This window comes from Ruminiclostridium josui JCM 17888, assembly GCF_000526495.1.
Classification (GTDB): domain Bacteria; phylum Bacillota; class Clostridia; order Acetivibrionales; family DSM-1351; genus Ruminiclostridium; species Ruminiclostridium josui.
The window spans coordinates 1-14,941 of the sequence record NZ_JAGE01000001.1; the positions used below are offsets into that span (position 1 = coordinate 1).

Sequence of the window (14,941 nt, forward strand, 5' to 3'; positions counted from 1 at the left end):
TTGTTGCTGGTCCAACTTTTACTTGTCCTCGCAGACCTATTGGATATAATCGGTTTTTGTCAACATGAAAATCTTCAAACATCTGTCCATATATTCCGCATTCTGCATTTGCAAATATTTTCCCCATTGGAGGCTTGTTTTCCATAAATATACCTTTAAGCTCTCCAGGTGTTCCCTGCTCACCTTTTCTTACCGAAATAATGTTTGATTCCATTACTTCTCCGCTATTAACAGGCATTAATGTTCCTGTGTCAGCATCTGTTATTCCATGCCCCAGTGCACCAAATCCATGAGTTTCAGGATCATAAAATGTCATTGTTCCTATACCCGCTGTGCTGTCTCTTACCCATAATCCAATATGATATTTCTTATCATTTACGCCTTCAATTGGATTAATGGTAGTAGTCATTAATTCATTTCCTCGTTTGAATTTAATTGTCAGCTTGTCTCCTTTACTGTTATCAATCTGATTAATCAAATCTTTAATACATAACATCTTTTTGTTATTTACTTCATAAATGATATCTCCAGTCTTTATCCCTCCGTCCTTGGCAGGTGCAGATTTAGAACCGTCAGCCTTATCAACTTCACTAAGACCGATTACTAAAATCCCATCCATTCTAATTTTTACACCTATAGTATTTCCGCATGCAGCAAGCTTTTTGCTAGGAATTATGTCTACTTGCATAGTCTTTAATGGTATAACTCCAAAAGCTTTGAAATTAAGCTTCACCGAGCCTCTCTTTTGTGTTTTAAAAGAAAGGGGCGATATTAATTCCAAGTAATTCCCCTGAACTTTAATATCCGCATTATTAAGTTTTAAAACTGCTCTGTTATCAGCCTTTATATTTACAAAATAGAAGCTTTTAAAATTGTAAATATACTCCTCACCTTCCAGAAGAATTAGTTTTTCTGGAATTACGGAAAATGCCTGCAAGTAACTGAGTGTAATAACACAAAAACAAACAAATAATAATACAAACAGCTTTTTCTTATTTGATTTGATATAGTGCATTTATTTTCACTCTCCCGATATTTAAAATATCTTTACGGCTGCTTGCGGATAATAAAATCACGCCCATTAAAGCGTGATCTCAAAATCATAATCATAAGTTAACCTTTATGCTTTTTTATTATTCAAGTAAAAAAAAACATGACAGGTAATTAAAACTCATATCTGTCATGTTTAGCGATTTTCGAATTTGGAAATGATTTCTGCAATTATTTTTTCTTAAAATTTTCAGCAGCAAGAAGTAATTCTTCCGCATGCTTATAAGCAATGGATGTTATGTCAGAACCACCTATTATTCTTGCTATTTCCTGTATACGGCCTTTTTTATCCAAAATTCTTACAGTTGTATATGTATTTTCACCGTTTGAATTTTTTTCAATATAAAGGTGATTATCAGCCATACAAGCCAACTGGGACAAGTGGGTTACACATATAACCTGGTGGGTTCTCGATATGTAGGACAGCTTTTCTCCAACCTTTTGAGCTGCTTTTCCGCTGATTCCAGTATCAATTTCATCAAATATAAGTGTTGGGATTTCATCCACATTAGCAAGAATTGTTTTTATGGCAAGCATAATTCTTGACATTTCACCACCTGAAGCTATTTTGCTAAGGGGTTTCAAAGGTTCTCCCACATTACTTGAAATCAGAAATTCCACATTATCCAAACCATTTTTAGTAAAATTATTCTTTGCTTCATCTATTACAATATTAACTTTAAAACGGGCATTTTTCATTTCAAGATTTTCAAGTTCAGCGGTTATATTACTTTCAAGAACCAGAGCAGCCTTTTCCCTCTGAGAATGCAGTTTAGCAGCTATTTCTTGTAATTTTTTAATTATGGATACCAGCTGTTTTTTTAAATCTTCAGCAAGGCTTTCACTTTGAAGTAATTCGTCATATTCAATCTGAGATTTCTTAAGAAAATCCAAGGCCTCCAAAATGCCTGAGCCATACTTTCTCTTTACTCTAGTAATAATATCAAGTCTTTCTTCTATTACGGACAGTTCATTTGGGTCAAAATCATCTTCATCCCTTCTTGCTCTCAACTCTTCACAAATATCCTCAAGCTGGTAAACAACGGATTCCAGTTTTTCAGACAAAGGAATGAGCCCTTCATCGTACTTCTGAACAGCTGTAAGCTCTGAAAGTGCCTTGTTAATATTGTATAAAGCTGAATTACCAGTGTTTCCTCCATCACTGAGCAATTCATAAGAACTATGTATAGAATTCATTATTTTCTCAGAATTAGCCAGTAATTGTCTTCTTTTTAATAGTTCTTCGTCCTCGCCTTCCTTGAGTTTGGCATTTTTTATTTCATCAATCTGAAATTTAAGCATATCCATCCTGCGCTCAATTTCACCTTTATCTCCGACAATGCCTTTAAGTTTTGATTTTATTGATTTGTATTCCTCAAAGAGACTGTGATATTCAGACTTAACTTTTTGAATAGCTTCTCCGCCAAAAGCATCCAGCAATTCAATATGTGATTCTGTTTTAAGCAATGATTGATTGTCGTGCTGACCGTGGATATCCAAAAGAAGTTGTCCTACCTGTTTGAGTACAGAAACATTCACCAGTCTTCCATTTATTCGGCATGCATTCTTTCCGCTTAAGCTTATTTCCCTTGATAGAATTAAGCTGCCATCCTCATGTTCGATACCCAGTTCATCCAAAATTTCATTTATATATGTACTGTCATATTCGAACACAGCTTCAATAAATGCCTTTTCTTTACCATTTCTAATTATGTCCCTGTTTACACGTTCTCCTAGGACAGCATTTATTGAATCAATAAGAATGGACTTTCCTGCACCAGTTTCACCAGTTAATACATTTAACCCTGGCGCAATTTCAAGACTTATCTTATCAATAAGTGCAATATTCTGGATATCCAGCTGTAACAGCATACAAAAACACCTGCCTGTTTATAAATAATTTATGATTTTATCATTTTATTAAATTTGTTAACTATATCCTCAGCTATTTTTTCAGCCCTACAGACCATTATTAATGTATCGTCTCCAGCTATTGTTCCTAGTATTTCATTCCATTTAAGGGAATCAATGGCAGAACCCGCTGCCTGAGCCATACCTGAGAGTGTCTTAACAACAACGATATTATTAGCATAATCACTGGAAACATATGCTTCTGTAAGTATAGTTATCAATCTGTTTGAAACCTGATTTTCAGACTGAGCAAAGGCAGAATATTTATATTTGCCTTCAGGAGTCATAACCTTAATAAGCCTTAGTTCCTTAATATCACGAGAAACTGTAGCCTGAGTTACATCCATTCCTTGCTCCTTAAGCTTTTCTGCAAGCTCTTCCTGTGTTTCAATATCGTTATTTTCAATAATATCCAAAATTTTTGCGTGTCTGTTATATTTCATAATCTTACTCCTCTTTTCTCCCGTAAATTTTACTTCTGAGTACGGTAAAAAAGTTCTTGGAATTTACTCTGATTATTTTTACTGTACTCTCTGTTTTCTCTATTTCAAGATAATCTCCACCTGTTATTTCAAGATTTTTCTGTCCGTCCACAGTCACCTTAGCTTTATGCTCAAACCCCTGGGATACACATATTTTTATTTTTCGCATATCCGATGTAATTAATGGTCTTGATGACAAAATATGCGGACAAATGGGAGTTATTATAATCAGTCCCGATGTAGGCTCAACTATGGGGCCTCCTGCCGATAAGGAATACGCCGTGGATCCTGTTGGGGTAGCCACAACAATACCATCTCCCGGATACATTTCAACAAGGTTATCATCAATGTAAGTACTAAGGTGAAGTATTCTGGGAATGCCTCCTCTTGAAATTACAACATCATTTATTGCAACGTCTTGGGCAACCAATTTCCCATCCTTGTACAATTTTGATGATAACATTATTCTATCTTCTAAAGTATACCTGTCATTCAATATGTTTTCTACCGCTTTGTCTATTTCACCCTTTTCTACATCAGTTAAGAACCCAAGGGAACCAAGGTTAATACCCAACATAGGGAGTCCGTACAAATATGCAGTTCTGGCTGTTCTCAAAAAAGTGCCGTCTCCCCCGAGACATATGATCATATCGCAATTATCACAAATTTCAACTACCAGGTTGTCAATATCATCCATTTCAAAAGAGCCGTCATAAGTAGGCAATACAGCTTGACCACCGTATTTTTGAATGCTCTCAACCAATTGATTTGTAAATTCTAAACCTTTGTCTTTTTCTCTATTTGTTATAATTCCGATTCTTTTCATAGTCATCAGCCTCCATGAGCCGTGCAATAACATAGTTTATCTTTTTTTACACTTTAACAGATTATTTAGCTTTTTACCAGTGTGTTGTGTGCTTCAGCAACAACACTTTCTACAAGTTCATTAATATCTTTTGAATCCTGATTTTCTTTTTTTGTCGTATATAATAAATACTCTATATTGCCTTCAGGCCCTTTAATGGGTGAAAAGGATAACTCTTTTATAAATAATTTACTAGCAATAGCAAAATTAATTATATTAAATATAACTTCTTTATGAACAGCACTGTCTCTTACAACACCGTGCTTGCCAACCTTTTCACGCCCCGCCTCAAACTGAGGTTTTATAAGACATACCAACTCCGCATTGTCCTTTAAAAGTGCCAAAACTGCCGGCAGCACCTTAGTAAGTGATATAAAGGAAACATCTATTGATGCAAAATCAGATAAAAATCCGATATCCTCAGGCTTAACATATCTGACATTGGTACGTTCCATACATACGACTCTGGGGTCATTTCTCAACTCCCATGCCAGCTGACCATACCCAACATCTACAGCAACTACCTTTGTTGCACCGTTTTTAAGCATACAATCCGTAAATCCCCCTGTAGATGCGCCAATATCCAGACATGTCTTATCTGTAAGATTTATATTAAAAGCACTAATGGCTTTAGCAAGCTTTAATCCTCCCCTGCTAACGTAAGGATTAATATTTTCTTTTATTTCAACCTCACATTCAACAGGGACTTTTGTTCCCGGCTTGTCCTCTCTGATTCCATCAATCCACACAAGACCAGCCATAATTGCACTCTTGCATTTTTCACGGCTTGAAAAGAAGCCTTTATTTACAAGTAGTACATCAAGTCTTTCCTTTTCCAAAATATACCCTCCAAAATATTTATTATAACGCGGTATTTTTTAACAAATCTATTATATCATTTGTTACAGAGTCTGTATCTAATCTGATTTTTTTCATAAGTTCTTCTCTGGAACCATGAGGTATAAACTGCTCCGGCAAACCTTTTATTAGTAACCGTGTTTTATAATTAAGAGTGTTAAGGGTATCAAGTACTCTGCTGCCGAATCCCCCCATTACACAATTATCCTCCAATGTTACAAGGTTTTGATATTTATCTGCACATTTCTTAACCAATTCAACATCCAAAGGCTTAATAAACCTAGCGTTGACAACTCCTGCACTAATACCTTGCTCTTTCAGCTTTTCAGACACTTGTAAAGCTGTCTCAACCATACTGCCAACAGCGAGTATACACACATGCTGTCCCTCTTCCAGTACTACTCCTTTACCTAGTATTATAGGCATTTCCTGTTTAATTAAATCCTTTCCTCTGCCTCTAGGATATCTGACAGCTATAGGTCCGTTATGTTTGTTTATGGCATAATCAACCATTGCTTTAAGTTCATAATAATCGGCAGGAGCCATTATTGTAAAATTAGGTATGTGATTCAAAAATGATATATCAAATTCTCCCTGATGAGTTTCTCCATCCTCACCTACAATTCCAGCTCTGTCAACACCTAAAACTACATGCAGTTTCTGAATTGCTACATCGTGTATAAGCTGATCATATGCCCTTTGTAAAAATGATGAATAAACTGCAACAACAGGGACCATACCGTTAATGGCCATTCCGGCCGCTGATGTAACTGCATGCTGTTCGGCTATACCCACGTCAAAAAACCTTTGGGGATACTTTTCGCTGAATTTGGATAACCCAGTTCCTTTTGCCATTGCTGCTGATATGGCAACCACTCTGTTATTTATATCAGCTGCTTCTAAAACCGCTTCTCCAAAAACTTCAGAATAATCCGGTAGCTTCTTACCGTACGTTTCTCCTGTCTCTATCTCAAAAGGTGCTATTCCGTGAAATCTGTCAGGACTTTCTTCCGCATAGGAATAGCCCTTCCCTTTTTGAGTACATACATGAATCAGCACAGGCCCTTTTATTTTCTTTGCTGCCTGAATTGATTTGTTCAACTCATCTAGGCTATGCCCATCTACAGGTCCGTAATACTTATAACCTAATTGCTCAAAAAATACTCCCGGCGTAATCAGGTATTTTACAGTACCTTTTAATTTACGGACAGCCTTCCTAGCCTTTTTACTAATATTAGGCATTTTGTCAAGAAATTTATCTATATCTTCTTTAGTTTTTGTGTAAACTGGGTCAGTACGCAGTTTACTTAAATATCTTGACATTCCACCAACATTCTGTGCTATAGACATTTCATTGTCATTAAGTATTACAATGAAATTACTTGTTAGTCTCCCAGCATCATTTAAGGCTTCATAAGCCATTCCGCCAGTCATTGCCCCATCGCCTATAATAGCCATTACACTGTAGTTTTCTTTTTTTATATCCCTTGCACGGGCAATACCCAGCGCTGCAGAAATAGAAGTACTGCTATGCCCAGTGTTAAAGCAATCGTGTACACTTTCACAGGTTTTTGGAAATCCGGCTAAGCCTCCAAATTTTCGTAATGTATCGAAATCTTCCTTTCGGCCTGTCAATATCTTGTGGACATAAGATTGATGCCCTACGTCCCAAACAATTTTGTCCTTATTTGTATTAAAGTTTTTATGAATCGAAAGTGTCAGTTCAACAACTCCCAGATTAGAAGCCAAATGCCCCCCAGTCTTTGAAACTTTATTTATAAGAAACGTTCTAATTTCTTCTGCAAGAACCTTTAATTCTTCTATCTCCAATTTTGCTACATCTTCAGGAGAGTTTATACCATTGAGATACCCCACTTGAATTACTCCTTTATAGTACCTTTGTTAGCGCGTTTTTTTTTATTATTCCATTTCTTTTTCTTTTTAAAATTTATTTTTCCAAATAGAAATTTTATAACTACTGCTACTTTGTATATTATGTAATTACTGTTTTGCAATGCTATGGATTTACCCAGTGCTTTTCCTCCAACTGTTAGGGATGCAACCATTGCTGTAATGGAAAGTCCAAAAATAGAATTTTGTGCATCCGTACCGCCTCCCGAAAACTTGTATACAATAAAGGCAGCCGCCGTACCGCTTATTACACCGCAAATATCCCCAACAACATCGTTGCAGAAATTTGAGACCTTGTCGGCATTTCTTATTAGCATAACAGCCTGTTTAGCACCATAAAGCTTTCTTGATGCCATAGAATGAAATGGTGCCTCATCCGCAGCTGTTGCAGCTGTACCTATAAGGTCAAATAATATACTTATGATTATTATAACAAAAACAATAAGAAATGAAACAACTGTGGTAGCATTGCCTAATGTTTCATTTGAAAAAAAAGACATAAAAATTGAAATGAAAAAAGTTATTACCGTTATTGATAATGTCCAAACTCTTGTTTCTTTTTTAGAGCTAACTGCATTAGCCCTGAATTTAACTTTCTTTTCATCGGCTGGATGTTTTAAATTATCTTCCACACCAATCCTCCAAATTTATTAGAAAAACAGGTGGCAGTTTATTGAGTAAATTTTGCGGCTTAGGTCAGGCAGGATTTCCCTGACATGTGCTGGAATGTCGCCAAACCAGTGGTTTCCCTTTAAACATATCACCGTGCGTCTCCGTTTACGGGGCCTGATTACCACTTAGTCCACACTTTAATCCCCAACAAACCACTTATAAGAACAGTCTAGGGGTTTTCCCCAACAGTCAAAATGATTCCTAGCCTCTTTTGCAAAAAGGGTTTCAAACAGCAATAATGCTTATATATCGGCCAATACATGAAGCATCTGATCCGTTATTCACCGAATTTCACTCAAGGCAGGCTACACTGTTCACAGCCATCATATAGACACCGCATAACAGGTTTAATCCCTTTTCGTAGTCGAGGTGGCAAGCAAAAAGCTTGACTTTTCTTCCACAAGTAAGGGTCTCCACGGAAAAGGGGTCAACGCCCGCATGCCATTGCGGATCGCCCCTAATCCTTAACTCCCAGCATCAACCCACCACTGGGCGTAGCAAGCCGACACCAGGAACTTCATCGATGTGCCCTTAAACGGATTTTTAGGCCCGTCTTCAGAATCATCAGTACTGACTAGAATACTGCGCCACCCTGTTTTTTTGTCAATAGTAATAATAAAATAACTTAACTGTCATCGAGACATCATTATAACATAAAAATCTTGATAAACAAAGAGAATATTATTCCCCAAAATTTGTATTATCTGTCCCTTACGACCAGTGATAATGCAAGTTCTTTTAAAAACTGTGCCTTATTCCCGAATGCTTCTAAACATGAAATGCCTTCTTGAGTTACCGTTTCTAAGAGCTTTTTTGACTCCTCAATACCGTACATAGTTACATAAGTTGATTTATTACATGAAGAATCCTTTCCGGGATTCTTCCCCATATTTTCAACGGTTCCCTCTATGTCAAGTATATCGTCCTTTATCTGAAAAGCTAAACCTAAATTTGCTGCATATCCTGACAGAAGCTCAAATTCCTTTTTCTCTGCACCGCATATTACTGCTGCAGCTTCCACCGGAGCTTTTATCAACGCACCTGTTTTTAGTTTATGCATTGTTTTTAGCCTTTCACTTTCAATGGTTTTTCCTTCTGATTGAAGATCAATTACCTGACCTCCTACCATTCCTAATGCCCCTGCATATTTGGCAACTATTCCGGCAGCCCGCATTTTTTCAATACTCTTGGACTCCACTGCATCATTAATCATTATCTCATAAGCCATATTCAATAGTCCATCTCCGGCAAGTATTGCCATGGCTTCACCAAACACCTTGTGGTTTGTCGGCTTTCCCCTTCTGAAATCATCATTATCCATAGCCGGCAAATCATCGTGTATCAGTGAGTATGTATGAATCATTTCAATTGCACAGCCAAAATTAACTACCTCTTGAAGAGGCTTATCTAGCAAATCAGCAACAGCAAGTGCCAATAAAGGTCTCAATCTCTTGCCTCCGGCTAAAAGACTGTATGACATTGCTTCTTTTATATCAAGGCAGTATCCGTTAACTTCTGGAATAATATTATGAAGCCTCTCTTCAATAATATTCACATATATATCATTTTTTTCCTTAAAATTCATATTTCCTCCCAATTATATGTTAAATTCTTTTTCTTCCAATTTACCCTCTTCATTCTGAATCAGCATTGTTATTTGCTTTTCAGCTTCATCCAGCTTTGCTGCACAGTATCTTGACAGTTCTATTCCCTGCTGAAAGCTGGTGATGGATTCCTCCAAAGTGGCCTCACCCTTTTCAAGCTTCACAACAATTTGTTCAAGTTCTGCCATAGCCTCTTCAAAACTCTTTTCAATTTTAACACTCTTACTCATATATTTTTCCCTCTCTTACCGATTTAACGTCGCACTCTGCTAACCCGTTATTTAGTAATATTTTTACATTATCTCCAACATTAACCTGCCCTACACTATTTACAACATTGCCCTGAGAATTTTTAACAACACTGTACCCCCGCTCCATAATTTTCAAGGGGCTCAAGGCATCCAACTTTCCTGCTAGGATTCCAAACTGTGATTTTTTATCTTTTATAATGGATTGATTCTCTCTTACAAGATTTTTAATTAAATTATCCAATGTTTGCCTTTGCTGATTTACTCTGTCAAAGGGCTGTGTAAAAAAAGGTCTTGAGTTTATTTTTTGCAGTTGATTCTGCAATGTTGTGACTTTTTTTACAAGAGCATTTTTCATTCTCATTTTGTAACTTTCCAGCTTATATAAAAGAACTTCTATATCAGGAACTGCAAGTTCAGCGGCTGCAGAAGGAGTCGGCGCCCTCATATCCGCTACGAAATCGCATATAGTAAAATCTGTTTCATGTCCAACGGCAGATATAACAGGAATATTTGATGCATATATGCTTCTTGCAACAATTTCCTCATTGAATGCCCACAGTTCCTCTAGTGAGCCTCCGCCCCTGGCTACAATAATTACGTCAACCTTATTATACTCATTTAGCCGCTTTATGGCTTCAGCTATCTGCCCTGCTGCTTGTGGTCCCTGAACAGCTACAGGATACAAAACCAGTTTCATTTTACTATTTCTTCTATAGGTTACATTTATAATATCCCTTATAACTGCACCTGTTGAAGATGTGACAATACCTATACTTCCGGGCAACATAGGTATGCTTTTCTTTTTCTCGGGGTCAAATAGCCCCTCTAGCTGCAGTTTCTCTTTTAACTGTTCAAATGCAATATGTAGAGCACCTACTCCATCCGGCTGCATATTACTTGCGTACAGCTGATACTGCCCGTCTCTTTCAAAAACAGAGATATAGCCTGATACTATCACCTTCATGCCATTTTCGGGGGCAAACTTAAGTGTAATAGCCTGCGACTTGAACATAACGCATTTTAACAGGCTATTTTCATCTTTAATGGTAAAATACATATGCCCTGTATAATGGTGCTTAAAGTTAGATATTTCACCCCTAATTGAAACATCCGATAATATTAAATCCCTTGATATCAACTGCTTTATATAGTTATTTATGTCAGATACCGAGTAAATTCTATTCATTATTCAAAAAACTCCTATATTCCAAAAAAGGATAATGTCAAATGTATCACATTACCCTTTAAAGCTTCAATTATTCAGAATCACTTTCACTTACTGGCGTTTCTTGAGGTATATCATTCTTTGATACCTTAGCCAAAAGGCCATTAACAAACGCTCCTGCATCCTCATTGCTATACTTTTTAGCCAATTCTACAGCCTCATTTACAGAGACACTAAATGGTATATCATCCCTGTACAATATCTCGTAAATTCCTATTCTTAAAACTGATAAATCTATTTTTGATAAACGATTTATTTTCCATCCGGTAGCCTTTTTTTCTATTATACTATCTAATACCGGTATTTTTTCGTATACCCCATAAACGATTCCTTTGATGTATTCCCTATCGTTTTCAGTTAAACTTTCGTCTTCCAGGGCCATGTTAATTTGATCGTCTCTGTCAGTTTTCTGTATTTCCAATTGATACAACAGCTTCATCGCAGATTCCCTGGATGCACGGCGTCCCATTGAATATTCCTCCTTAAATTAAGTTATTTCTGACTATCTGTATGTACCAGGAGGCAGTATCCTGTCTAAAAGATTTTTGATATAGTCTTTGTCCTGGTACAATTTTTTCCCAACATAAAATCCAAATACTACACACAGCACTACAAATAATGCCTTTAACAATCCAAGAATCAATACGACAACTGCAATTACAAAACCAATTGCAGCACCAAGTATTTCGCCCTTGTGTTGATTGTAAAATTCGGTTAATACCTGTTTATCCATGGTAACACCTCCAATTGTTACTCAACTCTAGCAGATTTGTAACCAGTGAAAATGCTCTCCACTAAAACTCTGACACTATCTACCTGCACTCCCGTGCAATCTTCAACCGCTGATTTTACTTTTTGCTGCATATCTTCAGACAGGAGCGGAATATTTATGTCAGGAAGAACAATCGCTTTCACAGTAATGCTTACACCTTCGCCTACTTTTGTAACAAATGCCTTGGAATCACGAATCCCGTTAAGCTTTCTGGATGTAGCCAATGCAATGTTCTCTATTGAGTTTAAAGTAATTCTGATATCGCCGTTCTTATTGTATTTAATTATAGCTTTTTTATCTCCTTCAGGCTTAAAACCAGAAAGAAGGAATGTCAAACTCAAACAGAAAAATATTGAAGAAACAATGAACATTATAATGGACGGATTCCGATGCGCCAACACATCGTTATATAAGTATGTATAAGCCTCCGACAATATGTCAGACTTGATTGTAACAAGCATTGCAAACATAGATGCTATTGTCAGGAAAAATGCATATACAGCTAATAGTACACGTAAAATTATGTTCATATTAACTTCACCTCTATTCTTTTTATTTCAAGCGAACAATACCAAAAATTCGTAATTAATTTCATTATATTTCAATTATGTATAAAAATCAAACGTATATGAGAATGTTTGGATAATAATCATTCTCATATACTTTATTTAATTATTTCCAATAATACCGATATTGATACTCTACTTAGTTTCAGGATCCTTTTTTATCTCTTTGTCAAAGTTAACTCCCTGAATGTGAATATTAACCTCAACAACATTGAGTCCAGTCATTTCCTGAACTGCGTTTTTTACCTTGTCCTGTATATCCCATGCCACTTCAGGTATTCTTGCACCATATTCTACAATTATATATAAATCTATAGCTGCCTCTTTTTCTCCAACCTCTACTTTTACTCCTTTTGAAAGGTTTTTTCTTCCCAGAATCTCAGCGATTCCTCCTGCTATACCGCCACTCATTCCCGCTACCCCAGGAACATCAGTTGCAGCAATTCCCGCAATAATGGCAACAACTTCCTCAGATATTTTTACAGAACCATAGTCGTCGATTATATTATTCTCTTCCATAAATACCTCCATTATATCAGTCAGGCAATATTACCATTTTTTCTGGATAACAGCTTGTAAAATTATATCACTTCAAACTTTAATTATCAATCTATACTAGTATTTTAAATAATCGTGGTGTGTAATCATTTTGAATAATGCAACTGCTTGTCCTAAGTAACTAAAAAACAAAAGGCTATCTTTCCCAAGATAACCCCTTTTAAGCTCATTTATATATAAAATTATAAGAATTAAAACATATTCTTGATTACAATCTTATCAAAAGGAACATTTCCCTGTCTTGAAACAATATCAGCTATTTTAGCCCAGTCAGCCTTGGATATTGCAGGAGCTTTAACAACAACATCTACACTTCCGTCGTCAGAAAATAATGCAACTACGTCATTAAAACCTTTTTCTTTTATAAGGGTTTCAATATTTGTTTCTTTCTGAGACGTTTCAACTATTTTCATCATTTTTTCATATGCCTTGGATTTAGCATCTTTGCTGGCCATATCATCTTGATAAATACTTTTCATTGTTTCAATGTCCTTGTCTCTTGTAACATCCCTATCCATTTTTGCCTGAGCAAAAAAGGTGTTTGCTTCCTTTGAAGCGGTAGCTGTTTTCTCTTCATCCCCGGCAGCAGCAGTGTCGATATTTTCCTTATCAGATGCATCCTGATTATCTACATATACTGCATCGCCAATTTGAGCGGAGTCATCTTCGCTGTATTGTGAGCTTTTGTTGTAGTTATACTGCAGATATCCTGCCACTAACAACATAAGTACAAGGGAAAGTACAATTATTTGTTTTCTTTTTAAAAAATTCATTACATAGACCCTCCTAACAATCTTTTAGTTTATTGTTTCTCCTTGGCTTTTCACCTGAAGGATTTTGCTCGTCTCACACATTATGTATATTCATGTATATTAAAGTTTATTTCTATTTTTTAAAATTAGTTTTTATTTCTCTCAAATACCTGTATTTTGTGAGAAGCTACTTCAAAAAGTGCTTCTGTAGCCTTTGAAAGACTGCTCCTGACTTCTGCATCTCCGGCCCCGTCTGCAACTATGACAACTCCTTTTACTTTTGGGAGCAGTTCCTTTGTTATGTATGGTTTTTTTACACCATCGCTTTCCTCGAAAATAATGCTATTTTCCCTTTCTGACTGTTTAACTGACCTTGTACCTCCTTCCTTGTCTTTCTCCTGGGTGTCGCTTGTACTGTTTTTGGTGTTATATGCCGGCACAGATTCATTACCGGAATAAAAAGTCACCATAACACTAACCTTCCCTGCTCCCTTTATTTGAGACAGGATAGCCTCCAGACTTTTTTCCAGTTTATCCTTTGTTTCACCTTCCTTCTGGTTCAATGTTTCCACAGCCTCTGTCCCGTTTTTTGGCTGGGGAGTAACCTGCTCTTTTTTCTCAGGTGTTCCTTGGAAGAATACGCTGCCTGCAATGAGTAGAATTATTCCTATAATTGCAACTATTACGGCATTTTGAATAATCTTTTTGCTTCCGTCGGCAGTTATTCTTTTTTTCAAATCCATTATAAGCTTACCAAATTTATACATTTATATTCCCTCCTGCACCATTTATTCCGAAAACTTATGGATTATCCCAAATTAATTTACTGTAACAATAATATTGTCTTTCTTTATTTCAAAGGATTTATTTATGGTCTGTCTTAACTGCTCGGTTATTTTTTTGCTCTCCTCATCTACAGGAGCTTCAACTGTTTTATTATTCTTTTTTCCCTTTATAAAAGGTAATGAAATATCTACCTTTTCAACAGGCATTACTGAAATAATTTTTACACTGTCCGACTTCTTTTTACCGCGTTTTACTTGCAGGTTTACTCTGGTTATTTCTCCGAATTTATCTGAAGAGTAATCCTCATTGATTTCAATATCTGCTTTTGCCTGGGAAACTCCATCAACCTTTAAGGCTTGCTCCTGGATACTGTTAATAACCTTTTCCTTGTATACCTGAGATACTTGTTTCATCTGCTTGTCCTTTAGCAGTTTGCTGCTGGCTTCAAGTTCATTTTTATCAATATACATGCTATCTGATATTACATTTTGTCCGAGATCAAAATTCTTATTTTTAAGAGCTAAAAAAGGGTTTATAACTGCAATTAACAAAATGAACCCTGCTATAAGGCTTATTACTTTTTTTATTTTTCCTGAAGGCATTATTATTTCAAATAAAATAAGAATGATAGTAATTGTTACAATATTGATAATCCAGCTTTTTAAAAATTCAAGCATT

17 protein-coding genes are annotated in these 14,941 nt (G+C 36.1%); all 17 read right to left on the minus strand.

Going from position 1 to position 14,941, the window contains the following annotated elements; all coding sequences use genetic code 11:
• Positions 1–1,015 (minus strand): SpoIVB peptidase S55 domain-containing protein (locus tag K412_RS0100005; RefSeq protein ID WP_024831190.1); only part of this gene is annotated, 1,015 nt, incomplete at its 3' end.
• 206 nt (positions 1,016–1,221) lie between these two features.
• On the minus strand, positions 1,222–2,922 hold the full coding sequence (gene recN, locus K412_RS0100010) for a DNA repair protein RecN (RefSeq protein WP_024831191.1): 1,701 nt from the start codon (positions 2,920–2,922) through the stop codon (positions 1,222–1,224).
• Positions 2,923–2,951: 29 nt separating this feature from the next.
• Positions 2,952–3,404, minus strand: coding sequence for an arginine repressor (locus K412_RS0100015; RefSeq protein WP_024831192.1), 453 nt, complete (start codon positions 3,402–3,404; stop codon positions 2,952–2,954).
• A gap of 4 nt (positions 3,405–3,408) precedes the next feature.
• Entirely contained in the window at positions 3,409–4,269 is an 861-nt protein-coding gene (locus K412_RS0100020) for an NAD(+)/NADH kinase (RefSeq protein ID WP_024831193.1), read from the minus strand.
• Between the two features lie 65 nt (positions 4,270–4,334).
• Positions 4,335–5,147 carry a TlyA family RNA methyltransferase gene (locus K412_RS0100025; RefSeq protein WP_024831194.1) on the minus strand — a complete coding sequence of 271 codons (813 nt, stop codon included), beginning with the start codon at positions 5,145–5,147 and terminating at the stop codon, positions 4,335–4,337.
• Positions 5,148–5,169: 22 nt separating this feature from the next.
• A complete protein-coding gene (gene dxs, locus K412_RS0100030; protein ID WP_024831195.1) occupies positions 5,170–7,041 on the minus strand; it encodes a 1-deoxy-D-xylulose-5-phosphate synthase in 1,872 nt (623 codons plus the stop codon).
• A gap of 5 nt (positions 7,042–7,046) precedes the next feature.
• Positions 7,047–7,709, minus strand: coding sequence for an Mg2+ and Co2+ transporter CorB (locus K412_RS0100035; RefSeq protein ID WP_024831196.1), 663 nt, complete (start codon positions 7,707–7,709; stop codon positions 7,047–7,049).
• A 740-nt stretch (positions 7,710–8,449) separates the two neighbouring features.
• Positions 8,450–9,334 carry a polyprenyl synthetase family protein gene (locus K412_RS0100040; protein ID WP_024831197.1) on the minus strand — a complete coding sequence of 295 codons (885 nt, stop codon included), beginning with the start codon at positions 9,332–9,334 and terminating at the stop codon, positions 8,450–8,452.
• Positions 9,335–9,346: 12 nt separating this feature from the next.
• A complete protein-coding gene (gene xseB / locus K412_RS0100045; protein ID WP_024831198.1) occupies positions 9,347–9,583 on the minus strand; it encodes an exodeoxyribonuclease VII small subunit in 237 nt (78 codons plus the stop codon).
• The gene (gene xseA / locus K412_RS0100050; protein ID WP_024831199.1) at positions 9,576–10,790 is read right to left on the minus strand and encodes an exodeoxyribonuclease VII large subunit; all 1,215 of its coding nucleotides are present in this window, start codon (positions 10,788–10,790) and stop codon (positions 9,576–9,578) included. The genes xseB and xseA overlap by 8 nt, the downstream gene beginning before the upstream one ends.
• A gap of 70 nt (positions 10,791–10,860) precedes the next feature.
• Positions 10,861–11,298, minus strand: a complete 438-nt coding sequence (gene nusB, locus K412_RS0100055) for a transcription antitermination factor NusB (RefSeq protein WP_024831200.1) — start codon at positions 11,296–11,298, stop codon at positions 10,861–10,863.
• Between the two features lie 33 nt (positions 11,299–11,331).
• Positions 11,332–11,562, minus strand: a complete 231-nt coding sequence (locus tag K412_RS0100060) for a DUF2273 domain-containing protein (protein ID WP_024831201.1) — start codon at positions 11,560–11,562, stop codon at positions 11,332–11,334.
• A gap of 17 nt (positions 11,563–11,579) precedes the next feature.
• A complete protein-coding gene (gene amaP, locus K412_RS0100065; RefSeq protein ID WP_024831202.1) occupies positions 11,580–12,131 on the minus strand; it encodes an alkaline shock response membrane anchor protein AmaP in 552 nt (183 codons plus the stop codon).
• A 171-nt stretch (positions 12,132–12,302) separates the two neighbouring features.
• Positions 12,303–12,686, minus strand: a complete 384-nt coding sequence (locus tag K412_RS0100070) for an Asp23/Gls24 family envelope stress response protein (RefSeq protein WP_024831203.1) — start codon at positions 12,684–12,686, stop codon at positions 12,303–12,305.
• A 230-nt stretch (positions 12,687–12,916) separates the two neighbouring features.
• On the minus strand, positions 12,917–13,498 hold the full coding sequence (locus K412_RS0100075) for a SpoIIIAH-like family protein (protein WP_024831204.1): 582 nt from the start codon (positions 13,496–13,498) through the stop codon (positions 12,917–12,919).
• A gap of 125 nt (positions 13,499–13,623) precedes the next feature.
• Positions 13,624–14,244, minus strand: coding sequence for a stage III sporulation protein AG (locus K412_RS0100080; protein WP_024831205.1), 621 nt, complete (start codon positions 14,242–14,244; stop codon positions 13,624–13,626).
• A gap of 51 nt (positions 14,245–14,295) precedes the next feature.
• The gene (locus K412_RS0100085; protein ID WP_024831206.1) at positions 14,296–14,940 is read right to left on the minus strand and encodes a stage III sporulation protein AF; all 645 of its coding nucleotides are present in this window, start codon (positions 14,938–14,940) and stop codon (positions 14,296–14,298) included.
• Position 14,941 lies beyond the last annotated feature (1 nt).

Bases quoted from the DNA above. Each gene is read 5' to 3' on its own strand.
- amaP (WP_024831202.1), bottom strand. From the start codon at position 12,131: ATGAACATAATTTTACGTGTACTATTAGCTGTATATGCATTTTTCCTG.
- K412_RS0100075 (WP_024831204.1), bottom strand. From the start codon at position 13,498: ATGAATTTTTTAAAAAGAAAACAAATAATTGTACTTTCCCTTGTACTT.
- recN (WP_024831191.1), bottom strand. From the start codon at position 2,922: ATGCTGTTACAGCTGGATATCCAGAATATTGCACTTATTGATAAGATA.
- nusB (WP_024831200.1), bottom strand. From the start codon at position 11,298: ATGGGACGCCGTGCATCCAGGGAATCTGCGATGAAGCTGTTGTATCAA.
- K412_RS0100085 (WP_024831206.1), bottom strand. From the start codon at position 14,940: ATGCTTGAATTTTTAAAAAGCTGGATTATCAATATTGTAACAATTACT.
- K412_RS0100015 (WP_024831192.1), bottom strand. From the start codon at position 3,404: ATGAAATATAACAGACACGCAAAAATTTTGGATATTATTGAAAATAAC.
- xseA (WP_024831199.1), bottom strand. From the start codon at position 10,790: ATGAATAGAATTTACTCGGTATCTGACATAAATAACTATATAAAGCAG.
- K412_RS0100020 (WP_024831193.1), bottom strand. From the start codon at position 4,269: ATGAAAAGAATCGGAATTATAACAAATAGAGAAAAAGACAAAGGTTTA.
- K412_RS0100060 (WP_024831201.1), bottom strand. From the start codon at position 11,562: ATGGATAAACAGGTATTAACCGAATTTTACAATCAACACAAGGGCGAA.
- K412_RS0100040 (WP_024831197.1), bottom strand. From the start codon at position 9,334: ATGAATTTTAAGGAAAAAAATGATATATATGTGAATATTATTGAAGAG.
- xseB (WP_024831198.1), bottom strand. From the start codon at position 9,583: ATGAGTAAGAGTGTTAAAATTGAAAAGAGTTTTGAAGAGGCTATGGCA.
- K412_RS0100080 (WP_024831205.1), bottom strand. From the start codon at position 14,244: ATGTATAAATTTGGTAAGCTTATAATGGATTTGAAAAAAAGAATAACT.
- K412_RS0100070 (WP_024831203.1), bottom strand. From the start codon at position 12,686: ATGGAAGAGAATAATATAATCGACGACTATGGTTCTGTAAAAATATCT.